Origin of the sequence: Maribacter sp. BPC-D8 (assembly GCF_035207705.1) — a bacterium.
Classification (GTDB): Bacteria; Bacteroidota; Bacteroidia; order Flavobacteriales; family Flavobacteriaceae; genus Maribacter.
This window is the reverse complement of the sequence record NZ_CP128187.1, coordinates 909,060-931,486: the sequence shown is the minus strand read 5'-3', so window position 1 is coordinate 931,486 and position 22,427 is coordinate 909,060. Positions and strand designations below refer to the sequence as shown.

At 34.7% G+C, this 22,427-nt stretch carries 24 protein-coding genes; 13 read left to right on the top strand and 11 right to left on the bottom strand.

The features are described 5' to 3' along the window. Nucleotides 1-12 precede the first annotated feature (12 nt). The 3 genes from QSV08_RS04095 (at nt 13) to QSV08_RS04085 (ending at nt 3,392) form a co-directional block, all read left to right on the top strand. Nucleotides 13-627: a fumarylacetoacetate hydrolase family protein gene (locus tag QSV08_RS04095; protein ID WP_324026825.1), complete on the top strand. Its 615-nt coding sequence runs from the start codon at nt 13-15 to the stop codon at nt 625-627. A 245-nt stretch (nt 628-872) separates the two neighbouring features. After that, nucleotides 873-2,009: a hypothetical protein gene (locus QSV08_RS04090; RefSeq protein WP_324026823.1), complete on the top strand. Its 1,137-nt coding sequence runs from the start codon at nt 873-875 to the stop codon at nt 2,007-2,009. Nucleotides 2,010-2,243: 234 nt separating this feature from the next. Further along, nucleotides 2,244-3,392: a helix-turn-helix domain-containing protein gene (locus tag QSV08_RS04085; RefSeq protein WP_324026821.1), complete on the top strand. Its 1,149-nt coding sequence runs from the start codon at nt 2,244-2,246 to the stop codon at nt 3,390-3,392. Between the two features lie 8 nt (nt 3,393-3,400). Here QSV08_RS04085 and QSV08_RS04080 read toward each other — a convergent pair whose 3' ends face one another. From QSV08_RS04080 to QSV08_RS04055, 6 genes are read right to left on the bottom strand one after another with little or no spacing between them, the layout of a single operon-like run. Beyond that, nucleotides 3,401-3,706: a hypothetical protein gene (locus tag QSV08_RS04080; protein WP_324026820.1), complete on the bottom strand. Its 306-nt coding sequence runs from the start codon at nt 3,704-3,706 to the stop codon at nt 3,401-3,403. Further along, nucleotides 3,703-4,941: a cation:proton antiporter gene (locus QSV08_RS04075; protein ID WP_324026818.1), complete on the bottom strand. Its 1,239-nt coding sequence runs from the start codon at nt 4,939-4,941 to the stop codon at nt 3,703-3,705. The genes QSV08_RS04080 and QSV08_RS04075 overlap by 4 nt, the downstream gene beginning before the upstream one ends. A 6-nt stretch (nt 4,942-4,947) precedes the next feature. Beyond that, on the bottom strand, nt 4,948-6,939 hold the full coding sequence (gene ligA / locus QSV08_RS04070) for an NAD-dependent DNA ligase LigA (protein ID WP_324026817.1): 1,992 nt from the start codon (nt 6,937-6,939) through the stop codon (nt 4,948-4,950). 5 nt (nt 6,940-6,944) lie between these two features. Next, nucleotides 6,945-7,526 carry a TIGR00730 family Rossman fold protein gene (locus QSV08_RS04065; protein WP_324026814.1) on the bottom strand — a complete coding sequence of 194 codons (582 nt, stop codon included), beginning with the start codon at nt 7,524-7,526 and terminating at the stop codon, nt 6,945-6,947. Then, nucleotides 7,523-8,392 (bottom strand): peptide chain release factor N(5)-glutamine methyltransferase, encoded by an 870-nt coding sequence (gene prmC, locus QSV08_RS04060; RefSeq protein WP_324026812.1) that lies wholly within the window; start codon nt 8,390-8,392, stop codon nt 7,523-7,525. Before prmC ends, QSV08_RS04065 begins: the two co-directional genes overlap by 4 nt. A gap of 2 nt (nt 8,393-8,394) precedes the next feature. Next, nucleotides 8,395-8,880 carry a GNAT family N-acetyltransferase gene (locus QSV08_RS04055; RefSeq protein WP_324026810.1) on the bottom strand — a complete coding sequence of 162 codons (486 nt, stop codon included), beginning with the start codon at nt 8,878-8,880 and terminating at the stop codon, nt 8,395-8,397. A 110-nt stretch (nt 8,881-8,990) separates the two neighbouring features. Between QSV08_RS04055 and ribD the strand changes: the two genes are divergently transcribed. From ribD to QSV08_RS04035, 4 genes are read left to right on the top strand one after another with little or no spacing between them, the layout of a single operon-like run. Beyond that, on the top strand, nt 8,991-10,064 hold the full coding sequence (gene ribD / locus QSV08_RS04050; protein WP_324028347.1) for a bifunctional diaminohydroxyphosphoribosylaminopyrimidine deaminase/5-amino-6-(5-phosphoribosylamino)uracil reductase RibD: 1,074 nt from the start codon (nt 8,991-8,993) through the stop codon (nt 10,062-10,064). After that, nucleotides 10,057-10,659 carry an HAD family hydrolase gene (locus QSV08_RS04045; protein WP_324026809.1) on the top strand — a complete coding sequence of 201 codons (603 nt, stop codon included), beginning with the start codon at nt 10,057-10,059 and terminating at the stop codon, nt 10,657-10,659. The genes ribD and QSV08_RS04045 overlap by 8 nt, the downstream gene beginning before the upstream one ends. Then, nucleotides 10,660-11,544 (top strand): DMT family transporter, encoded by an 885-nt coding sequence (locus QSV08_RS04040; RefSeq protein WP_324026807.1) that lies wholly within the window; start codon nt 10,660-10,662, stop codon nt 11,542-11,544. It begins immediately after the preceding gene. Between the two features lie 18 nt (nt 11,545-11,562). Further along, nucleotides 11,563-12,165 carry an IMPACT family protein gene (locus tag QSV08_RS04035; protein ID WP_324026805.1) on the top strand — a complete coding sequence of 201 codons (603 nt, stop codon included), beginning with the start codon at nt 11,563-11,565 and terminating at the stop codon, nt 12,163-12,165. A gap of 3 nt (nt 12,166-12,168) precedes the next feature. Here the strand turns inward: QSV08_RS04035 and QSV08_RS04030 are convergent, their stop codons facing one another. Continuing rightward, the gene (locus QSV08_RS04030; protein WP_324026803.1) at nt 12,169-12,567 is read right to left on the bottom strand and encodes an acyl-CoA thioesterase; all 399 of its coding nucleotides are present in this window, start codon (nt 12,565-12,567) and stop codon (nt 12,169-12,171) included. A gap of 202 nt (nt 12,568-12,769) precedes the next feature. Here QSV08_RS04030 and dnaA point away from each other — a divergent pair, with 202 nt between their 5' ends. From dnaA to QSV08_RS04015, 3 genes are read left to right on the top strand one after another with little or no spacing between them, the layout of a single operon-like run. Then, the gene (gene dnaA, locus QSV08_RS04025) at nt 12,770-14,194 is read left to right on the top strand and encodes a chromosomal replication initiator protein DnaA (RefSeq protein WP_324026801.1); all 1,425 of its coding nucleotides are present in this window, start codon (nt 12,770-12,772) and stop codon (nt 14,192-14,194) included. Nucleotides 14,195-14,206: 12 nt separating this feature from the next. Beyond that, the gene (locus QSV08_RS04020) at nt 14,207-14,659 is read left to right on the top strand and encodes a low molecular weight protein-tyrosine-phosphatase (RefSeq protein ID WP_324026799.1); all 453 of its coding nucleotides are present in this window, start codon (nt 14,207-14,209) and stop codon (nt 14,657-14,659) included. Further along, nucleotides 14,660-15,382, top strand: coding sequence for an SAM-dependent methyltransferase (locus tag QSV08_RS04015; protein WP_324026797.1), 723 nt, complete (start codon nt 14,660-14,662; stop codon nt 15,380-15,382). 56 nt (nt 15,383-15,438) lie between these two features. Here the strand turns inward: QSV08_RS04015 and QSV08_RS04010 are convergent, their stop codons facing one another. From QSV08_RS04010 to dapF, 4 genes are all read right to left on the bottom strand, one after another. Further along, on the bottom strand, nt 15,439-16,068 hold the full coding sequence (locus QSV08_RS04010; protein ID WP_324026796.1) for a hypothetical protein: 630 nt from the start codon (nt 16,066-16,068) through the stop codon (nt 15,439-15,441). 147 nt (nt 16,069-16,215) lie between these two features. Further along, nucleotides 16,216-17,259 (bottom strand): endolytic transglycosylase MltG, encoded by a 1,044-nt coding sequence (gene mltG / locus QSV08_RS04005; RefSeq protein ID WP_324026795.1) that lies wholly within the window; start codon nt 17,257-17,259, stop codon nt 16,216-16,218. Further along, nucleotides 17,259-17,783, bottom strand: a complete 525-nt coding sequence (locus QSV08_RS04000; protein WP_324026793.1) for a GNAT family N-acetyltransferase — start codon at nt 17,781-17,783, stop codon at nt 17,259-17,261. The genes mltG and QSV08_RS04000 overlap by 1 nt, the downstream gene beginning before the upstream one ends. Then, on the bottom strand, nt 17,777-18,553 hold the full coding sequence (dapF, locus tag QSV08_RS03995; protein WP_324026791.1) for a diaminopimelate epimerase: 777 nt from the start codon (nt 18,551-18,553) through the stop codon (nt 17,777-17,779). The genes QSV08_RS04000 and dapF overlap by 7 nt, the downstream gene beginning before the upstream one ends. A 127-nt stretch (nt 18,554-18,680) precedes the next feature. Between dapF and QSV08_RS03990 the strand changes: the two genes are divergently transcribed. The 3 genes from QSV08_RS03990 (at nt 18,681) to QSV08_RS03980 (ending at nt 22,406) form a co-directional block, all read left to right on the top strand. After that, on the top strand, nt 18,681-20,072 hold the full coding sequence (locus tag QSV08_RS03990) for a S1C family serine protease (protein WP_324026789.1): 1,392 nt from the start codon (nt 18,681-18,683) through the stop codon (nt 20,070-20,072). Between the two features lie 116 nt (nt 20,073-20,188). Further along, entirely contained in the window at nt 20,189-21,637 is a 1,449-nt protein-coding gene (locus tag QSV08_RS03985) for a glyceraldehyde-3-phosphate dehydrogenase (RefSeq protein ID WP_324026787.1), read from the top strand. A 145-nt stretch (nt 21,638-21,782) separates the two neighbouring features. Beyond that, the gene (locus QSV08_RS03980; RefSeq protein ID WP_324026785.1) at nt 21,783-22,406 is read left to right on the top strand and encodes a tRNA (guanine-N1)-methyltransferase; all 624 of its coding nucleotides are present in this window, start codon (nt 21,783-21,785) and stop codon (nt 22,404-22,406) included. Nucleotides 22,407-22,427 lie beyond the last annotated feature (21 nt).

Here is a 22,427-nt window from a genome sequence, read left to right as displayed (position 1 = left end):
AACACCAGAATTATGAAAATTATAGGCATAGGAAAGAATTACGTAGTTGATAAATCTGAAATAGATGGATTAAAGAATGATGTACAACTCATTTTCACAAAGCCCGATTCTACCCTAGTTACAGATAGTAAAGATGTCGCATTCCCTGCTATTACCAACCAGCTAATCTATGAAGTTGAATTAGTAGTTAAAATTGGTAAGACTGCTAAAAATGTCTCTTTAGAAGAGGCAAACTCATACATTTCTGAAATAGGTATCGGTATTGACTATACTGCAAAAGATGTACTTACAGCGAGTAGAGAGAAAAAAGGTCCGTGGGCTTTGGCGAAAGGTTTCGATGGCGCTTCGCCTATTGCAGGTTTTAAACCGGTAAGCGATTTTCCTGAATTAGATAATATCAATTTTGATTTAGTAATCAACGGAGAAAAGAAACAAGTAGGTAACACAGGTTATATCATTTATAACTTTGCTGAAATCATCAGCTTTGTTTCTACATTCATGACCTTGAACCCTGGTGACATGATTTTTACAGGTACACCAGCAGTGGGTGCAGGTGAGATATTTAAAGGTGATCATTTACAGGCTTCTATTGAAGGAGAATTATTATTAGATTTTAAAATGGTATAAACCTTTGTTATAAATTATATACTAAGCCGGACATCCATTATGGAGTCCGGTTTTTTTTATGAAAGGCTTATTTCAAATCAACTAAATTGGTTAACCAAAATGGAAATTAATCTTCAACTTTTTAACTTACAATAAATTACAGAAAATTCTTCAAAAACTTAATGAATAACTAAATAAATTACAAGCATTAACGTTATGTAAAAGATTGATTTAGAACCCAATTTTTTAAACCTTAACCCACTACTATGCTTAAAACATTCAATTATTTTATTTACGTAACAGCCTTTATCTTTCTAACATCTTGTAGTTCAGAAGATTCAGAACCAGAACTAGAGTTTGTAGATTTTGAAATGACAATTTCAGAAGTAGAATTTACTTCAGCAAATATTAGAATGAGCGGAAGATATTCTAGTGAGAATAGTATGCTTCTGTATCGAGAAAAAAATTCAAACGATTCTTATCAATCAATTCCTTTAGAAGGTTTTTATGCCACCTTAACCGGCTTAGAAAAAGCAACTACTTACGAAGTAAAAGTTGAGGTTTCTAATAACAGCAACAGCCTAGATAGTGAAACGTATTACTTTACTACTAAAGCAGTTGAAATTGATTATGAAAAATTATTATCTGATGATTTAGTAGGTTATATAAACAATGCAGAAATGTTTGCGCATGGTAATAAGAAAATTGTAATACATGCCGAAGGTTTAAGTGACTATACAGACGTTGCGCTATACCTAGTAAATGAAGACAGAACTGATAGTTTAAAAATGACCTCAACCATAGTCGCAGATTCTTTGAGCTTTACAATACCAGAAGATTTTGTATCACAATCACCAAGAGAAGAATTCAAGAAAATGTATATTGGTTTAGAGATTAATGATACTTACCAATACCTATTGAATAAACATGCTTGGATCAATCAAATTAGTGGTCATACCGTTTCTGGGGATGATGGTCTATTAAAACTTAAAATATTTAATACTAAACCAAATATTAAATCTTTAACTGTAGTTGGACCTTACGACAGTGGGTGTTTCAATTATACAAAACTTCATTTTATTGGTGAGTATTTAGGTTATTGGGATGAGTATTATTGGACTCCTGAAAGTGCCTCTATCAATATTTACGACGCCAACGGTGAACTATACGTTTCTTTATTACAAGATTATGATAATTATACGACTGAATGCGGTAAGCTTTATTTAAGTATTGTAAGTCAACAAGTACTTGATGAAGGGCTATTTCGCTATCATCAAAGAAATGTGGCTACTGCCGAAATATATAAAATGCTTGATGGCGATTACACAGCACAATTGACATTTAATTTTAGTGATGGTCAATTGCCTGTAGAATCTAATATATTTGAGTTTACTGTAGAGTAATTTACTTACACAGCATTTAAATGCTAATATTATTACACCATATCATCTAATTCTGTTTAGTAGATATGGTGTTTTTATTATCGAGAATACACTTAATAAAACTACTATACAAATACTCTCTTACGCTATCATATGTATATACTACATTAGTTTAAAAGTCAATTTAACTATATCTTCCTACTTATTAAATTGTAAATTCGTACGCTATTTTTTACTGTTTTTAAAAATTATTGAATGAACATTGTTTTTCTGTTAATTGCAATCTTCGGATTTATTTTAACTACTGTACTACTTCTAAAGAAAAATGTAAATAAATTACCTCAGCAATTTCTTGCTTCTTTTTATTTTATTTTTTCCATCTACAACCTTCAAACCTACATTATTACTGATGGATTGTTGACTCAATTTAAATGGTTTTACTTTTGGCCACTCTTAATCTATAGCGTAATAAGCGTACCTGTATATTTCTATTTTAAAACAGTTATGGACGATAAGTTTACGTGGAAATGGCAATACATTTTACTATTTATTCCCTTTCTACTAAGCGTCATAGATGTTGCCATTGTTTTTTCTAAACCAGCATCCTATTATAATCAGATTGTAGAAGATGCTATTACTTTCCCGAAAGAGCGATTTAATGCACAATACGGTCTACTAAGCCTAAATGAACACTATAGCTTACGTCATTTATGGCAATTAATATACCTACTATCTCTACTACCGTTGTTAAGACGATTTTTAGATATAAACCCAAATGATAAACTAAAGGTTATTCTTAATAGATGGCTGCTTTTGTTTTATACGTCATTAACCCTAATGGCTTTTATTACCCTATTTTTTGGTATTGAGCGAATGTTAGGTATCAATACTTTAAATGTATCTAACACAAGTTTATATAGTTTACAGATTATATTATTTCTAGTTTTGTTATTAATAAGCATAGCTCCCTTATACTTCCCTTCTATTCTCTACGGATTTCCAAAAAATCAATTGTTGGTTTCATCATCTATTTCAAATGATAAAAATTCAAAAATACAGATGTACGGATTAGATAATCAGGAACTAAATAATTCACTAACAGCTATCGAACAACAGGAAGCATTTCTAAAACAAGGTTTCAATCTAAAAGCGTGTGCAGAGCTTTTACATGTGCCGCCATATCATGCCGCCTATTTTTTCTATGAGACGAAAGGCATCAGTTTTACTTCTTATAGAAACAAAATTAGAGTAGAAAAAGCTAAGCAGCTGATTGATTCAGGATTTCTAGAATCGAACGATCTATATACTCTTATTTCCGCATGCGGATTCAATAGTAAAAGTGATTTCGAGAGAACTTTTGAAAGATTGACAACTACTAGTTACAATGTATATCAATTAAGGTAAAGTAATATCTAGGCATTATGTTCTATGATATATTCTACAATTACCTTAAGCTCTTCGTCTAATGTAATTGTTGGATATTCTTTTTTCGCCAAACGATACCAATAACCCGCATTAAATCGATCACCTTCTTTTCTGTGTAAATAAGCATGTAACCTACTGCCCAAAGTGTTGTGCATATCTTGAGCTATGTTATGCGAAGCTTCCCAATCTCCCTTGGCATCGTACCATATCGATTTTAGTCCGTCTGACCATTCTTTCGGAACAGCAGATAGTTCTAAGCTCTTTTCAAATTCAAGATAGGTCTTCGGTTTCATTTTACAACTCTTTTAATAAGCTTCTCTACTGTTAAGCCTTGCCCTATAATAGAGAATACCACTACTATGTATGTTATGACCAAAAATGCATCTCTATGCATTTCATCAGATAAACCTAATGCTAATGCTATAGATATACCACCACGCAATCCGCCCCAGGTCATCACCAAATTAGTTCTAGGTACAAAGTCTAATTTCTTTTCAAAGAATTTAATAGGTAGTAATAGTGACAAATAGCGACAAATAAGCACAAGTGGAATTGCCAGTAATCCGGCAATTACGTATTCTGTTTTAAAGGATAATACGAGCATTTCCATCCCAATTAAAACAAATAGAAGTGTGTTCAAAAGAATATCTAATAACTCCCAAAATTTATCTACATAGGTTTCTGTAGTTTCTGACATAGCAGAATTACGTACCGTATCATTACCTACTACCAAACCTGCTGCAACCATTGCCAATGGAGCAGATAAATGGAATTTCTGTGCTATCAATGTACCTACCATAACGGTAGCTAAGGTGATGATTACTTCTATATCATAATCATCTATAGATTTCATAAGTTTCCATGTTCCCCAACCTAAGGCTAGACCTAATGCCAACCCACCAATGACCTCAACTCCGAAAAGTTCTAAGATATCTAACGGACTAACAGCTACTTCAGTGGCAGATGCCAGTTGAAAAATGGTTAAGAAAACAACTACTCCTACCCCGTCATTAAACAATGATTCGCCCACAATTTTAGTCTCTAATTGCTTTGGTGCTCCTGCCTTCTTCAATATTCCTAATACTGCAATTGGATCTGTAGGTGAGATTAATGAACCGAACAGTAGACAATAGATAAAAGAGATATTCATTCCTATCAATTGTAATAAATAATACATGCTCGTACCTACTAAGAAAGTTGACACCAACACACCTAAGGTAGAGAACACCAATATAGGCCAACGTTGTACTTTTAATTGTTCAAAATTGGTATGAAGTGCCCCTGCGAACAACAGAAAGCTCAACATAATATCTAGCAGTACAGCTTTAAAATCTATTTGGGTAATGATGTATCGTTCTGCATTAATTAAGGTGTCATCAATATAGCCTATTAAAAAAACGACCAAAGTAAATAGTATTGTAATCAGCATTAAGCCAATACTATTAGGTAGTTTTAGAAAACGCGCATTTATATAGCCGAAAATTGCCGATAGAAATACTAATACTGAAATTATTGTAAAAACGTCCATAGTTGTTTATGCTAACATGTTTATAAAATCTTGCTCACTGATAATCGGTATTTCTAGCTTCTCTGCCTTGGTACGCTTGCTTGGTCCCATTTTATCACCTGCTATCAAGAAACTAGTTTTTGATGATATAGAAGATCCTACTTTACCTCCGTTATCTTCTATTTTCTTTTTAAGCTCATCTCTACTTAGAATCTCAAACACACCTGATACTACAAAGGTTTTACCCGCCAACATATCGGTCTGGTTTTCTAACTTCTCGGCAGATATTGCCAATTGTACGCCGTAACTACGTAATCTTTCTATAGCATCGATATTCTTCTCGTTCGCAAAAAAGTCAATAACACTCTGCGCTATACGCTCTCCTATTTCATCTACAGATGTTAAGTGCTCTAGGGTAGCTTCTTTTAAAGCATCTATATTTTTATATGCTTTTGCCAATTTCTTAGCGACCGTCTCCCCTACAAAACGAATACCTAAAGCAAATAGTACACGCTCAAAAGGTACTTGTACCGATTCTGATACACCTTTGACTAAATTCTCGGCGGACTTCTCAGCCATTCGCTCCAACGGCAACACATCTTCTTTTGTCAACTTATACAAATCGGCATAATCATCTATCAAACCTTCTTTAAATAGTAATTCTACGGTCTCACCACCTAAGCCTTCAATATCCATCGCCTTTCTAGATATGAAATGCTGAATACGACCTGTTATCTGTGGCGGACAACCATATTCGTTCGGACAGTAATGTTTGGCATCACCTTCTGAACGGGTCAACTCTGTTCCACATTCGGGACATTGATGTATATACTCCGTAGGTTTGGAATCTGCAGGTCTTTTGGTTAAGTCGACAGCTATAATCTTCGGAATGATTTCTCCTCCCTTTTCTACAAATACGGTATCACCAACTCTAATATCTAATTTTGCTATTTGATCTGCATTGTGCAACGAAGCTCTTTTTACTGTTGTACCTGCCAATAACACGGGCTCTAAATTAGCTACGGGAGTTATAGCCCCTGTTCGACCAACCTGATACGAAATTTCATTTAGCGTAGTAAAGACTTGTTCCGCCTTAAACTTATACGCCATTGCCCAACGTGGTGATTTTGAAGTAAACCCAAGTTCTTCTTGATTCTGAAGACTATTTACTTTGATCACTACACCATCAGTTTCATAAGGTAATTCGTGACGTTTCACATCCCATTCTTCTACAAATGTCATAACTTCATCTGTAGTCTGGCAAAGCTTTGCCACTGTAGGTACTTTAAAGCCCCATTCACGAGCTTTCTCTAACATATGAAACTGAGAGTCTATATTCAGGTTTCTACCTACAATGCTATACAACAGACACTCTAATGGTCTTTCTGCAACAGCACTACTATCTTGAAGCTTTAAACTACCAGATGCTGTATTTCTTGGGTTCATGTACGGGTCTTCCCCATTTGCTACTCGCTCTTCGTTCATTTTTATAAATCCCTCGAACGGTAAAACAATCTCTCCTCGTATATCGAACTTATCTGGGTAATCTCCCTTTAGCTGTAACGGAACCGATTTAATGGTTTTGATATTATTGGTAACATCATCTCCTTGTATTCCGTCGCCACGGGTAACTGCTTTTACCAACTTCCCTTTTTCATAGGTTATGCTGATAGATGCACCATCGTACTTTAACTCGCACGTAAATGCAACAGGCACATCGCCTAGGTTTCGCTGTATACGTTTCTCCCAATCTTCTAAGTCTTCCTTGGAATAAGAGTTGTCTAGAGAGTACATACGTTGCTCATGAACTACAGTTGCAAAATTCTTGGTAATCATGCCACCCACACGTAGTGAAGGGGAACTGGCATCATAGAATTCTGGATGCTTTGCCTCCAGCTCTTGCAATTCTTTCAATTTCATATCGAAATCATAATCAGAAATGGTCGGGTTATCCAACACATAGTAATTATGATTATGCTCGCGTAATTCTTTTCTTAGTGCTTCTATTTTTGCCTTCATATACCTTAAAGCTGCTCTTTATTAATCCATTTTGGTGTTGGTAACGGAATGTAATTTTCCATTTTCTCTAACAACGAATCTATATCATCATCTACCAAAATAGTATTTATATGTTCTTGTTTTACAAATCCTTCGCTGACCATGTCGTGCATCATCTTTAAAAGAGAATCGTAAAAGCCGTTTGTATTTAATATTCCTATCGGATATTGATGTAGCCCCAATTGTGACCAAGTCAACATTTCAAAAAATTCTTCTAGTGTCCCAAATCCGCCAGGTAGCATTAGTATTCCGTCAGATAGGTCATGCATTTTCAATTTACGTTCATGCATATTTTGGGTAACGATTAATTCTGTTAACCCTTCATGAACCACTTCTTTCTTTCTCAGAAATACAGGAATGACACCGACTACCTTTCCGCCATTGCCCAATACTCCTTCAGCTACTTTACCCATGATGCCTATTTTGGCTCCGCCATACACCAGCTGAATAGTTTTCTTTGCGAAAGTCTCTCCCAATTCATATGCCTTCGACCCATATACAGAATCGACACCTTCACTACTACCGCAAAACACTACTATACTTTTCATTTTATTATTCCTTTTATCATGCGGTCATTGCCAAACATATCTTTTCTTAATTCAATAGTCTTGAAATTAGATTTTTCTAATAACTGCTTAGTTTCTTTACCCAAATACTGATTGATCTCTAAATACAAACAACCTTTTTCATTCAAGTGTTCAGCTGCAAAATTAACTACTGAACTATAAAATTTTAATGGGTCTTCGTCTGGTACAAAAAGAGCCAAACTAGGTTCGTGGTCTATGACATTATTTTGCATTTCTGCTTTTTCTAATTCTCGCACATATGGCGGATTAGAAATAATGATATCAAATTTTTGATCTAACTCTTTTACTGAGGTTTCCGTATTCAAAGACAGCATATCTGCTTTAAAAAACTTTACGTTAGCACCATGCAATCCGTTATTTTCCTCAGCTACTTTTAAAGCATCCGTAGAAATATCTAATCCGAATACTTTTGCATCCGTCAGGTTTTTATCCAAAGAAATAGGAATACAACCGCTACCCGTACCCATATCTAAAATGGTCAGTGCTTTTGCTGTATTCTTATGATCATCTAAAATCCAACGAACCAACTCTTCGGTTTCTGGCCTTGGAATTAATACATACCCATTGACCTTAAAATCTAGGTCCATAAAATATGCTGTACCGATAATATGTTGAATAGGCTTCTCTAATTTTAATTCAGATAAGGCTTGAAATATAACAGTCTCCTGTTCTTTATCAATAACCAGCTCTGGCTGAATTACCAAAACAAAACGTTCTAAATCAAAATAATGCTCAATGAGTAAATAGAAGAAACTATTGACTTCTTCTTTACCATAGATAACATCTAATTCTGAATGATATATATTGTTGATTTCTCTTAAAAGCACAGTTAAAATGTTTTAAGCATAAAAACAGGACAAGAATAATGACCTGTATCTCCCATTCTGTCATCGATATATTCAAATCCCATTTTCTTATATAATTTTTGTGCAGCCTCCATATTTGGCATGGTCTCTAAATAGCAGGCATCAAAACCGTATTCTTTGGCACGCTCTAAACAAACCGTAATCATTTTATGACCTACACCTTTACCTCTGGCCTCTTTTAAAAAGTACATTTTCTGAAGCTCACTCACATTACCTTCATAATTATCTAACTGCGCAACACCTGCACAACCTAAAATAGAACCATTAGCCTCCGCAACAAAATAAGTTGCCTTAGATTTCTCATAATGCTCGAACATTTGATCTAATGAGGGATCTTCATAAGCCGTACCTACTTTTGGCACACCTAAGTCTGCCAACACTTGCCGTATAACTTTGGCTACTTGTGGATTATCTTGCTTTCTAATTTCGCGGATCACGACATTTTCCATATCAATAAGGCAATAGGTTTTAAAGTACTATTTTTGAGGTGTGAAGATACGTGATATGCATATAATGTTAAAGTTTGATGTCCATTAATAATCTAGATACCAACAATTCGATGCCGTTACACAGAGATGCGCTTTCTGCAGATGAAACATTTATGCTTCGTTGTTTACAGATAGCAAAGAACGGATTAGGTACTACCGCGCCCAACCCAATGGTTGGTGCCGTAATTGTGCATAATGGTAAAATTATAGGCGAAGGATTTACTAGTGCCTATGGTGGCTCTCACGCTGAGGTAAACGCTATTAACTCTGTTTCTGATGTTTCCCTTTTAAAATCATCTACCATTTATGTAACCCTAGAACCTTGTTCTCATTACGGTAAAACTCCGCCTTGTGCAGATTTGATTGTTAAAATGGGAATACCCAAGGTTGTCATCGGATTGAAAGATCCACATGAAAAGGTAGCTGGTAACGGAATCAAAAAATTAGAAGCTGCAGGATGCATTGTTCAAGTAGGTATTCTGCAAAAAGAATGTAAAGAACATCATAAACGCTTTCTCACCTTTTTCACTAAAAAAAGACCATATCTAATTTTAAAATGGGCAGAAACAGCTGACGGATTTATTGCTCCCGAACCTTTGAAACGAGGAGAAGAAAAGAAGCCTTATTGGATCACTAATACCAAATCGCGACAGTTAGTACATAAATGGCGCAGTGAAGAGGCTGGTATTTTAGTAGGTACAAATACGGTCTTAGCTGACAATCCGCAATTAAACCTAAGAGATTGGGCAGGCAAAGCACCTACACGAATCGTTTTAGATAGAAGCCTAAAGATCTCTAGAGATTATCACGTTCTTGACGGAAAACAAAAGACCATTATCTGCACCGAAATAACAGATAACAACTCCCATTTAGAAGGAGTAACTTATAAAATCATCAATTTTAATTCTGATGTACCGCAACAGCTATGTAATATAATGCATGAAGAGCAGATACAAAGTGTCATAATTGAAGGCGGCTCACAAACACTGCAAAGTTTTATTGATGCTAACCTGTGGGATGAAGCTCGAATTTTTAAAGGAGCAACCAACTTCACAAAAGGTATCGCTGCACCAAAAATTAAAAGACGCACCCAACAACAAGTTCAAATTTTAACCGACCAACTAACCGTATTACGAAATGATTAAAAACATCATATTTGATTTTGGTGACATATTCATCAATCTAGATAAGCAAGCTCCATTATTAGAAATGGCAAAATTCGGATTCACTGAATTGACTCCTGAATTAGATACCATTTTCAAAAACTATGAAATGGGTTTAATGGAGTCCGATGAATTCGTGAATCAATTACAAGCTATTTTCACTAATGTTACCAAAGATCAAATTAAAGACGCATGGAATTCTATTATTTTAGATTTCCCTGAGGACAGACTTAAATTCATTGAAAAACTAAAAAGCGATAATCAGTACCGATTGTTCTTGTTAAGTAATACAAATGACTTGCACATAGACAAGGTAAAAGAATCAATGGGATTGGAACGTTTCAATAGATTCAAAAATTGCTTTGAGGTTTTCTACCTATCTCAAGAAATGAAAATGCGTAAACCTAATGCTGATATTTATGAGTTCGTCTTAAACGAAAATGAATTAAATGCAAATGAGACCTTCTTTTTAGATGATACTAAAGAAAATACTGATGCCGCCGCTAAACTAGGTATACATTGCTGGAATCTTCAAGTAGGTAAAGAAGATGTTCTAGAAACTTTAAGCCATATCTAAATGATATATTTAGCGTTTAGCATTCTATTTTCAAGCTTAATTTTTGTCATTTTTAAATTGTATGCCAAATATCAAGTTCAAACGATATATGCCATAATTACCAATTATTTTATTGCTTGCACCGTAGGTATCATCTATTATAATGAACCGATAAACCTTGCTGAAATACCACAAAAAAGTTGGTTTTGGGGAAGTATCGCCTTAGGTCTTCTATTCATACTAATATTTAACTTGATGGCTGCGACTTCTCAGAAACTCGGAGTATCTGTTGCCTCGGTTGCCACAAAAATGTCACTTACCATTCCGGTTTTATTCGGAGTTTTCTTCCACAAAGAGACACTCAGTATATTAGAAGTTATAGGTATTCTCTTAGCCCTACTAGCCGTTTATTTTACCTCATTAAAAAAGCAAAAAGTGAAAGCTGAAAAATGGGCTTTCGCATTACCTGTTTTGGTTTTTCTTGGTTCGGGAACTATAGATACCAGTATAAAATACTTTCAAGATGCGCATATGCCCGAAGAAGAATATGCCTTATTCTCTGCAACAGTCTTTTTATCTGCAGGGATTTTCGGATTATTTTTCATCGCATTCAAATCTACCCAACAGCGACTAAAAGTAAATTTCAAAAACATTATTGGCGGTATTTGTTTAGGTGTACCTAATTACTTCTCTATCTTTTTTTTACTTAAAGCGTTACAACACCCAACATGGAACAGTGCTTCTGTTTTCACTATTAACAATGTAGCTATTGTAATGTTCTCTACGCTATTGGGTATTATACTGTTTAGAGAGCGCCTAACGGTCAAAAATTGGTTCGGAATAGGATTAGCTATATTTAGCATTGTTCTGGTCGCATTTGGTCAGCAACTAACTACTTTCATTTAAAAAATTACAATTACATATATGGACGCTTATAAAACAATCTCTAAACCATCTGAACCTATTATGTTCAAAGAGCGAAAGAGTAAGTTTTACGGCTATTGCTTTCCGGTTACTGATGAAGACACCATAAAAGAACATATAGAAGCACTTAAAAAAGAATATCCCACAGCTAACCACGTATGTTACGCTTGGCAAATGGGTATTGAAACAAAATCTTATCGCGCAAATGACGATGGCGAACCAAACAACTCTGCCGGTATGCCCATTTACGGTCAGTTGCAGTCTTTTGATGTTACGAATACCTTAGTTGCGGTTGTTCGTATTTTCGGTGGAACTAAATTAGGTGTCGGCGGATTAATTAGTGCTTACAAAGAAGCCGCAAAGTTAGCTTTAGAAAATTCTAAAATAGTTACCAGAGTTTTACAACAACAACTTTCGGTAACTTTTGAGTATTCAGAAATGGACATTGTAATGCGCTTGGTAAAAAAACACCAACTGAATATTGTATCTCAAGATTTACATCTTAAATGTAAAATGATTCTGTCTATCAATAAAAGTGATTTCAAAGAGACCATGAAACTTTTAAAGGCACATCACAAATTAGAAATTAAAGAAATCGAATAGTTTCTAATAGTCTAATTTATCTAAAAGTAATTGCGGACATCTAGTAGGTCTTTTGCGCTTCATATCCATAAAAACTAAAACTGTATTAGCCGTTGCCAATAATTCTCCCGCCTCATTCGTAATTTCATAGTCAAATTCTATTCGAACAGCAGGTTTTTTCTTCAAAATAACTTTAACAGTTATTAAATCATCATACAAAGCTGACTTTAAATATTTTATTGATAAACTAATCACAGGAAGCATAATTCCGCCAGCCTCCATGCTTTTGTAAGAAATACCTAGCGACCTTAACCATTCAACTCTTGCCAATTCTAAGTATTGAGCATAGTTGCCATGATAGACAACGCCCATCTGGTCGGTTTCACTATATCTAATTCGAAAAGAAATTTCGTTTGTACGCATTTATTTGAAGTAAAAAGTATATATTTAAAAGCTCCCCTATTGAGTAAGCGAACATGAGAAAAAAAAAGGTCAAATTCAATGACAATCGATTTTTTTTTTCAATAATTTGTTCACATATTTGCCCAAGTTGAAAGAGAACCTATATTGATTTTTTATAATCGCCTATAGCTCAACGCTAACCATTAAAAGTATAAAATTTATTATGAGTGTTACTGCAAATTCCGTATGGAAAAACTGTTTGGGTTTTATTAAGGATAATATCCAACCGCAGGCATTCAAGACTTGGTTTGAGCCGATTAAACCGGTAAAACTATCTGAGAACGCATTAAGTATTCAAGTACCAAGTAAATTTTTTTACGAGTGGCTAGAAGAACATTATGTTAAACTTTTGAAAGTTGCTCTTACTAAAGAATTGGGAGAATCTGCAAAGTTGGTGTACATGATTAGAATGGAAAACACCTACGGAAATAAAGAACCTTTTACTGAAAAGATTCCGAGTTCAAACAGAGGCGCCATGGCAGCTCAAGAAATGGATGTTCCTATCAAATCTAAAAATCCTGAATTACGTAATCCGTTTGTTATTCCAGGCATTAGAAATATCAAGATAGAATCTCAGTTAAATCCTAATTATAATTTTGATAACTTTTTAGAAGGTGATTCTAACCGTTTAGCAAGATCTGCCGGTATGGCGGTAGCTAACAAACCTGGTGGTACATCTTTTAATCCGTTATTAGTTTTCGGTGGTGTTGGTCTTGGTAAAACACACTTAGCTCATGCTATTGGTGTTGAAATAAAAGATAAATATCCTGAACGTACCGTTTTATATATTTCTGCAGAGAAATTTACGCAACAGTATATAGAGTCTGTTAAGAAAAATACCAGAAATGATTTTATTCATTTCTACCAATTAATAGATGTATTGATTATTGACGATGTACAATTCTTATCAGGTAAATCTGGTACGCAAGATGTATTCTTCCATATTTTCAATCATTTACATCAAAATGGAAAACAAGTAATACTGACTTCAGATAAAGCGCCTGTAGATATGCAGGATATCGAACAACGTTTACTTTCTCGTTTCAAATGGGGATTATCGGCAGAATTACAGAGTCCTGATTATGAAACTAGAATCTCTATCCTAAAGAACAAGTTATATAGAGATGGTGTTGAAATACCTGAAGACATTATAGAATATGTTGCTAAACATATTAAAACAAATATTAGAGAACTAGAAGGTGCCATTATTTCTTTAATCGCACAGTCTACCTTGAACAAAAGAGAAGTTACTATTGAGCTTGCACAACAGGTTGTAGAAAAGTTCGTGAAGAATACCAAACGCGAAGTTTCTATTGACTACATACAAAAAGTAGTTTCTGATTACTTTGAAATGGATGTGGCTACTTTACAGTCTAAAACTAGAAAAAGACATATTGTACAAGCAAGACAATTAGCTATGTTCTTTGCGAAGAAGTTCACCAAAGCTTCATTAGCCAGTATTGGTTCACAAATTGGCAAAAGAGATCACGCTACTGTTTTACACGCATGTAAAACTGTTGATAATCTTGCCGAAACCGATAAGCAGTTTCGCAAATACATAGATGACTTAACTAAGAAATTTTCTTAAAACTTACGTTGCATGAAGGTGTTGATGGTTTGCCTAGGTAATATATGCAGGTCTCCATTAGCAGAGGGCATTCTAAAAAGTAAAGTTGATGCTACCAAAATTTATGTTGATTCGGCAGGCACCGGCGGTTACCATATAGGCAATGCCCCTGACCCGAGATCAATTAAGGTAGCGCATGAGCACGGCTTAGACATAAGCGCTCAAGTTTGTAGAAAATTTACCGTTTCTGATTTCGATTCTTTTGACCTCATTTATGCAATGGACAAAAGTAACTACACCAATATCATAGGTCTCGCAAGAAATAATGATGATGCAAAAAAAGTGAAGCTTATTTTAAATGAAATAAGTTCTACAGACAAAGAAGTTCCTGATCCATATTATGATGCTGAAGACGGATTTGAACATGTTTTTCAAATGATTGACCAAGCTTGCGATAGCATAGCCGCAAGATTACAAAGCAAATAGATGAGCGTACAAAACGGAAAAATAGGAAAAGTATATTTAATACCTACAACATTAGGTGATATGCCACCTTTAGAGGTTTTACCAATTTCAATTAAGCAAACGATTGAGAAATTAGACCACTACATCGTTGAAAACGAAAAAACCGCTCGCCATTTCATAAAAAAAATAAGTCCTAGAAAATCTCAGCCTAGCTTAAAGCTTTTTGCATTAAACAAGTTTACCGAAGCAGCAGAGATTCCTAGTTTTCTAAACCCTTGTTTAGAAGGTTTTGATGTAGGTATACTTTCTGAAGCCGGTTGCCCAGGAATTGCAGATCCTGGTGCCGCTGTAGTTAAAATAGCCCATGATAAGAATATTCAGGTTGTTCCGTTAGTTGGGCCATCTTCTATTCTTTTAGCATTAATGGCAAGTGGCATGAACGGTCAAAACTTTGCTTTTAATGGCTACCTACCTATTGATGGTTCTGAGCGAAAAAAATACATTAAAAACCTAGAACGTAAATCAAAAGAAGATAACCAGTCGCAGGTTTTTATAGAGACTCCGTACCGCAACAATAAAATGCTAGAAGAGCTTATTAAAACTTTAGCTCCGAGCACAAGAATTTGTGTGGCAGCAGATATTACATTGACAACCGAATACATTAAAACAAAAACTGCTATAAATTGGAAAAATGAAAATGTAGATCTACATAAAAGACCTGCTATTTTTATTATTCAGGCATAAAAAAAACCTTGACAAACAAATGCCAAGGTTTCCTATTTTCATATCTACTTAAATTCTTAAATTCTCGGATTTCGTTTTGCCTCTACCATAGAAGTATCATAACCCGCAAATTTTTTCATATAGTTTGAAATACTAGTACCGTAACCATCTGAAATCTCCATTCGACCGTGAGACCTTAGATATAGTTTTACGTTACCTGGTCCGGCTAAATGTGCTGCAGCTAGAATACCAGATTCCGTTACCTGAATACCATTCATTCTAATACCTACATAACGCTTAATATCTCTTCTTAAAATCCACTTGTTTCGAGATGTGTTAACTTGAAATACTTTTTCTTGTAACACAGGATTTCTTAAAAAACGATTACCGTCATAAACACCAACTAGCTCTAGCGTACCTAGACCAAATTGATATTTTCCCAAATACCCGTAAGTATTAGTGACAAAATAATTGCCTTGAGATTCTTTAAAAGCTAACGCTTCTTTAAAACCTATAAATTGACTACCAAGAAAGGGGGGAGCGATTTGATAATTTGCCAATATAGCCTCTTCTTGAGGATAAGAAACCATAAAAGATTCCTTCACTTTTAACTGCTTAGGCACTTCAACCGTAAAAGATTTAAACCCATAACCAGATAAAATAAAAATCGCAATAAGAGGACAACTTGCTAATATCCATCTTCTCATATCATATATTTCTTAAGACTTACAGCGATTACTATTTGCTTGCTTAAATTTCTGCGGCAAAGGTAGACCTGAAATTATAAGAGTTTAAGAAGGTTCTGTTAAAAGAATACAGATTTAGTTAAGAAGTTCTAAAATTCGGATGAAAGCTTACCTATTGATTTTCTGAGCATTAATCCATCGGATGTACTGTGCTTTATTTCGGTTGTGCTGCGTTAAATTCTCTGCAAACATATGATAACCGAACTTTTCAACATTTGCTACAAAGTAGTAGTAATTATGCTTTTTCGGGTTCAAAACAGCATCTATAGCCGTAATATCAGGCATTGCAATTGGTCCCGGCGGTAGACCTGCATATTTGTAAGTATTGTAAGGAGAATCCATTTCTAAATCTTTATACAATACTCTTTTTATAACGGTATCGAAATTGCCGGTCTCTTTCTTTATGGCGTAAATAACAGTAGGATCCGCCTGTAATAACATCCCCTTTCTCAATCTATTTAAATACACCCCAGCAACAGTAGGTCTTTCATCTACCTTTGCCGTTTCTTTATGCACAATTGATGCTAAAGCAATTACTTCATTCGGCTTTAAACCAAGTGCACTTGCCTTCTCTTTACGAGTATCAGTCCAGAAACGATTATATTCTTTCAACATTTTACCTCTAAAAGATTCTACAGATGTGTTCCAAAAGAATTCATAACTATTAGGTATGTAAAGCGATATTTTATTGGCATCATCAAATCCGTTAGCCTTCAAGAACTCTAAATCATCGAACGCCGCAACGAGCGATATGCTATCAGCTTCGATCTGACTTGCAATTCTACCTGCCAGATCATTAATACTTTCTTGATTATTGAATGATACTTTTACCGGTATATTCCCGCTTCGCAATGAGTTTACTATCTCATTGTTATTCATTCCTTTACCTATCTTATATTTTCCCGCTTTTATGTTGGATAAATATCCTTTTCTATCTGCAGCAGCCTCAAATGAATCAAAATCTTCTAATACAGAAGAAAGCTGATCTTTTAAATTATCTATTGTTGCACCGGTAGGAATATATACAACTGCCTCTTCATTATCAAAATTTGTATTCGGAGTAAAAAAAGTACCATAAAATGTGTACCCAAAAATTCCACCTCCAATTAAACCTAAAAGCACTACACCTAATAAAATACGCTTGATGTTCATTAACTATTTATTTTTTGCAATAATATTTCATTCTTATAGGTATCCTTAAAACGTACCCAATCTTTCTTCATTCCAATTTCTTGAAAACCTAACTTTTTAAACAAATGCAAGCTTGGCGCATTTTCCTCTAAAATATTGGCATAAACCTGCCTTAAACCCAAAACTTCAAACAAGTAAGTACACAGCAATGTTATTGCTTCTGCCCCTACTCCTTTATTTCTTTGATTTTTATCTAGTATAATAATACCAATACCCGCACGCTTATGATTAGGTTCAAAATCAAAAACATCAATTAAACCTAGAGCTTGGTCCTCTTGCGAACAGATAACCAAACGCAATTGCTTGACATCATAAATATCTCGATGAGCACTATCTAGATACAGCTGCAGCACATCTTTAGAAAATGGCGTTACCGTGCCGCTTACTTCCCAAACATCAGTATCATTCTCAAGTGCGTACAGAAAATCGAGGTCTTTTTGTTCTAAAGCCCTTAGATAAATCTGCTTTCCTTTTAATGTTACCACGTTAGCTCTCCTTTATATACTTGTTTTGCTTCACCTTTTAAATAGATATTACTATAAACCCCTTGATCTTCTTCAAAAGTTACTTCAAGATTACCCCCAAGTGCATTTACTGCAATAGTTTTATTTTTAGTATTACCTAAATGATACATACTCAAAGCAACTGCCGTTACCCCTGTACCACATGATAAGGTTTCATCTTCAACACCACGTTCGTAAGTTCTAATATCAAATCCGCCTTCAGCATTGGCTTCTACAAAATTAATATTACTCCCTTTTTCTCCGTAAATACCATAACGCATGCGCGCCCCTTCTTTGACAACATCAAAAGACTTTAATTCCTTCACCATTTGAACATGATGTGGCGAACCCGTATTCATAAAAAGTGCACTAGATTTCTCTTTTACCTCACTAACATCTGTCATTTTGAGACTTACAATAGCACCAACAATTGTTGCTTCGTGCAAACCATCTACAGCTATAAATGTAGTATCCTTCTTAATTATGCTAAGAAAATGAGCAAAAGCAACGATACATCTACCGCCGTTTCCACACATACTCCCTTCATTTCCATCTGCATTAAAATAGACCATTCTAAAGTCGGTAGCCTCGTCATTCTCTAACAAAATAAGTCCGTCAGAACCCACTCCGAATCTCCTATGACAGATTTTGGCGATTAATTTGGTATCGCCTTTTGGAAATTGCCCATTGCGATTGTCTATCATCACAAAATCGTTACCTGTACCTTGATATTTATAAAATGTGTTTTCCATGAGATAATAAAGACTCAAAGATAGCACATAATTAGGTTTTCATTGGTAGTTAAAAAGTAGTTAAACGCTTATGGAATAGCATAAAAACGAGTAATTTTGTGCAGAATACGTTAAAACTTTAATGAATATGAAAAGATTAGCAAGTCTCTTGTTCGTATCTGTTTTTGCTGGTGCAATTACATTGGGTGCTTACAAACTGTTTTTCGAGAAAGAAAATTTCACCATTATTAGTCAAGAAAATAATGATGGTGTTATAAATGCTAGCTATACCCCAACATCTGCAAGAGGTGCAGGTATAAATGAAGTTGATTTTACAACTGCTGCAGAAAATACAGTTAATGCGGTAGTACACGTTAAAAACATTACCCTTAGCAAAGGACCCACAACTATATTTGACGTTTTTTATGGTACAGGTAGAACTGCCGTACCACAAGTCGGTACCGGATCGGGAGTCATCATTTCATCTGATGGATATATCGTAACCAACAATCATGTAATTAATAAAGCCACTCAATTACAAGTAACCTTAAACAATAACAGAACGTATAATGCAGAGCTTATTGGTACCGATCCAAATTCTGACATTGCACTTATAAAGATTGACCCAGATGAAAAGCTGCCTTATTTAGCCTTTGGCGATTCTGATCATACCAAAATTGGCGAATGGGTATTAGCAGTAGGAAACCCGTTCAACCTTACATCAACCGTAACTGCTGGTATTGTTAGTGCCAAAGCACGTAATCTTGGTAAAAATCAATCTTTTATACAAACTGATGCTGCTGTAAACCCAGGTAACTCAGGTGGTGCACTAGTTAATACTAACGGAGATTTAGTAGGTATAAACACTGCGATTACATCACAAACTGGATCTTATGTTGGATATTCTTTTGCCGTACCTAGTAATATTGCCAAAAAAGTAGTTCAAGATATTTTGGAATACGGCAATGTTCAGAAAGGATTTATGGGCATAAGTCCTGCGCCAGTAAACACCAGGGATGCTATTGAAAAAGGAATCAATAATATTGACGGCGTATTTATAGAATTGGTTGAAGAAGAGTCTGCCGCACAAGAAGCGGGAATTGTTGTCGGTGATATTATTAAAAAAGTCGACGAAATAGATGTGCATAAATATCCTGATTTAACTGGATATCTTTCCACAAAAAGACCTGGAGATACTTTAGCTTTTGTTATTGATAGAGACAAAGAACTACTAACGCTACCGTTAGTTTTAAAAGAAAGACAAGCCTTGGTTGTACCTGAAATGGGCTTGGAAGTAAGAAACCTTACCGAACATGACAAGAAGGTGTACAAAACAACATCGGGAGTAAAAATCACTGGTGTGCCTGAAAGATACAGAGGTTATGGTTTATCTGAAAAAGTAATTATTAAGGTAGACGATCATGAAATAGGAAATATTGACGATGCCTATACTGCGTTTGGTAGTATTTCTAAATATGGAAAAACAGTTATCGTCATGGTAGGTTCAAACGGAGAGCGAGATCGATTAATCTTTCAATAAAATAAAGTTTAAAAAATACGGCCTTCGCAAAAACGAAGGCTTTTTTTTGAAAAATATTTATTTTAAGTGGTTAATTTTTCTAGTTTTGTGCGAATTATAAAAATAATCAACTAATTATGGCTCCACAGACCACATTTGAAAAAGAGCTGGCATTTCAAGCAGACCGTAGAAAGGCTACGACTGAATTTATCAAAATCGTAAGTGATTTATGGTATGATAAATCTATTGAAATTGTCCTTTTTAAAAATCAGGTTATTGACAAAAATGTAAGTGACATTATTCATTTACATGAGTATGCTGGTGAATTTGTACAAAAACCAATATCAATTTTTGATTCGGTTGAAATTTTACGCGCTATCTCAGACATGCTTTTACCACCTTCTAAATTAGATATTGGTAAATTAACGTATGAATACCATTCTGACACCAACATCTTAAACAATGTAAAATCTTTTGTAATTGATAAATTACAATCTGCACAAGATTTTAAAAGCATTGAACCGAAAGATGTTGTGTTATACGGATTTGGACGTATTGGCAGATTAGTTGCCAGAGAGTTAATGTCTAAAACCGGTAAAGGAAATCAATTACGATTAAGAGCAATTGTAGTAAGAGGCAAACCAAGTATTGAAAATCTTGAAAAAAGAGCCAGTTTATTAAGAACAGATTCTGTTCATGGTATTTTTAACGGTACGGTAAAAGTAGATTATGCGAACCTTAAACTTATTATAAACGGCACTACGGTACATGTTATCTATGCGAACATGCCAGAAGAAATTGACTATACCGAATACGGAATTAAAGATGCCTTGGTTATTGACAATACCGGCGCATTTAGAACTAAAGAACAATTAGAAAGACACTTACAAGCAAAAGGAGCATCAAAAGTACTATTAACGGCACCAGGTAAAGAAGTTGCGAACATTGTACATGGTGTAAACCATTTAGAATACAGTCCTGATGAAACTGAAATATTTTCAGCTGCCTCATGTACCACAAATGCCATCACTCCTATTCTAAAAGCTATTGAAGAAACTTTAGGAATCGAAAAAGGTCACCTAGAAACTATACACGCATACACTAATGACCAAAATTTGGTCGATAACATGCATAGTAAATACCGAAGAGGTCGCGCAGCTGCTCTAAATATGGTAATTACTGAGACCGGAGCAGGAAAAGCTGTAACAAAAGCTTTACCGTCTTTAAAAGGTAAATTGACATCTAACGCTATTCGAGTTCCAGTACCTAATGGTTCTTTAGCTATTTTAAATCTTGATGTAAACCAAAAAACATCTCTTGAAGGTGTGAACAGCATGATTAAAAAATACGCTCTTGAAGGAGACTTGGTAGAGCAAATAAAATATTCGTTAGATAAGGAATTGGTATCATCAGATATCGTTGGCACCTCTGCCCCATCTATTTATGATAGTATGGCGACAATTGTATCAGAAAGCGGTAAAAACATTATTCTGTACATCTGGTATGATAACGAATATGGCTATTCACATCAGGTAATTCGCCTAGCAAAGTATATTGCCAAAGTTCGTCGTTTTACTTATTATTAATTTTTAAAAATTATGACATCTATTTATCAATATGCTACGTAGTTAAATAAAGGTTTTTTAGCTTTGTTCTTTATTTTATAATTCGACAATTATAAAGTACTTTAGTCAACTCTAAATTATTCAAATTAACCTAAGAATCTATTACATGAAATTCTATAGAATACTTTTACTACTGGCATTGCTTTTAGCTAGTAATGTACAATTTGCTCAAGACACTGAAGAAGAGGATGATAAACTGTCTTTAGACGAAGGTCCTATTAGTAATCAATTCGATTTTATTGCCAAGCGTTCAGGTAATTATAGAGCTGACGGTATTAGATATGAAGTGGTAAAAGAAACCAATCTTTTTAAGATTCGTAAGAATGTTTTAGATTCTATCGCTGCCATGAATAAAAAAACAGGCGAGCTTAAGTCGACAATTGCTGAACATGAAACTACTATTACTTCCTTAAATAATAAGTTAGAGGAAACGACAACTAATTTAGGTGCAGTAACCGAAGAAAAAGATAGTATGTTTTTTCTAGGTTTACCCGTTTCTAAAGGAACATATAATTTTGTTCTTTGGATGATTATTGGCGGACTGTTTCTAACACTAGGCTTATTCATCTATAAGTTTAGAAATAGTAATATTTTGACTCAAGAAGCGAAACAAAATCTTTCTGAGCTAGAGGTTGAATACGAAGATCACAGAAGAAGATCCCTAGAGCGCGAGCAAAAAGTCAGTAGGCAACTACAAGATGAGATAAATAAACAGAAGAAAACTAAATAATTAAAAGCTCCTTAACGGAGC

What these genes read in the sequence shown, in the direction of transcription:
- QSV08_RS04095 (WP_324026825.1), top strand. Translation starts at nt 13, where the DNA reads ATGAAAATTATAGGCATAGGAAAGAATTACGTAGTTGATAAATCTGAA.
- QSV08_RS04055 (WP_324026810.1), bottom strand. Translation starts at nt 8,880, where the DNA reads ATGGAAAATGTCGTGATCCGCGAAATTAGAAAGCAAGATAATCCACAA.
- QSV08_RS04040 (WP_324026807.1), top strand. Translation starts at nt 10,660, where the DNA reads ATGATATATTTAGCGTTTAGCATTCTATTTTCAAGCTTAATTTTTGTC.
- QSV08_RS04015 (WP_324026797.1), top strand. Translation starts at nt 14,660, where the DNA reads ATGAGCGTACAAAACGGAAAAATAGGAAAAGTATATTTAATACCTACA.
- QSV08_RS03990 (WP_324026789.1), top strand. Translation starts at nt 18,681, where the DNA reads ATGAAAAGATTAGCAAGTCTCTTGTTCGTATCTGTTTTTGCTGGTGCA.
- dnaA (WP_324026801.1), top strand. Translation starts at nt 12,770, where the DNA reads ATGAGTGTTACTGCAAATTCCGTATGGAAAAACTGTTTGGGTTTTATT.
- QSV08_RS04080 (WP_324026820.1), bottom strand. Translation starts at nt 3,706, where the DNA reads ATGAAACCGAAGACCTATCTTGAATTTGAAAAGAGCTTAGAACTATCT.
- QSV08_RS04035 (WP_324026805.1), top strand. Translation starts at nt 11,563, where the DNA reads ATGGACGCTTATAAAACAATCTCTAAACCATCTGAACCTATTATGTTC.
- QSV08_RS04075 (WP_324026818.1), bottom strand. Translation starts at nt 4,941, where the DNA reads ATGGACGTTTTTACAATAATTTCAGTATTAGTATTTCTATCGGCAATT.
- QSV08_RS04090 (WP_324026823.1), top strand. Translation starts at nt 873, where the DNA reads ATGCTTAAAACATTCAATTATTTTATTTACGTAACAGCCTTTATCTTT.
- ribD (WP_324028347.1), top strand. Translation starts at nt 8,991, where the DNA reads ATGCCGTTACACAGAGATGCGCTTTCTGCAGATGAAACATTTATGCTT.
- QSV08_RS04065 (WP_324026814.1), bottom strand. Translation starts at nt 7,526, where the DNA reads ATGAAAAGTATAGTAGTGTTTTGCGGTAGTAGTGAAGGTGTCGATTCT.
- QSV08_RS03985 (WP_324026787.1), top strand. Translation starts at nt 20,189, where the DNA reads ATGGCTCCACAGACCACATTTGAAAAAGAGCTGGCATTTCAAGCAGAC.
- QSV08_RS04010 (WP_324026796.1), bottom strand. Translation starts at nt 16,068, where the DNA reads ATGAGAAGATGGATATTAGCAAGTTGTCCTCTTATTGCGATTTTTATT.
- ligA (WP_324026817.1), bottom strand. Translation starts at nt 6,939, where the DNA reads ATGAAGGCAAAAATAGAAGCACTAAGAAAAGAATTACGCGAGCATAAT.
- QSV08_RS04020 (WP_324026799.1), top strand. Translation starts at nt 14,207, where the DNA reads ATGAAGGTGTTGATGGTTTGCCTAGGTAATATATGCAGGTCTCCATTA.
- QSV08_RS04030 (WP_324026803.1), bottom strand. Translation starts at nt 12,567, where the DNA reads ATGCGTACAAACGAAATTTCTTTTCGAATTAGATATAGTGAAACCGAC.
- dapF (WP_324026791.1), bottom strand. Translation starts at nt 18,553, where the DNA reads ATGGAAAACACATTTTATAAATATCAAGGTACAGGTAACGATTTTGTG.
- mltG (WP_324026795.1), bottom strand. Translation starts at nt 17,259, where the DNA reads ATGAACATCAAGCGTATTTTATTAGGTGTAGTGCTTTTAGGTTTAATT.
- QSV08_RS04085 (WP_324026821.1), top strand. Translation starts at nt 2,244, where the DNA reads ATGAACATTGTTTTTCTGTTAATTGCAATCTTCGGATTTATTTTAACT.
- QSV08_RS03980 (WP_324026785.1), top strand. Translation starts at nt 21,783, where the DNA reads ATGAAATTCTATAGAATACTTTTACTACTGGCATTGCTTTTAGCTAGT.
- QSV08_RS04045 (WP_324026809.1), top strand. Translation starts at nt 10,057, where the DNA reads ATGATTAAAAACATCATATTTGATTTTGGTGACATATTCATCAATCTA.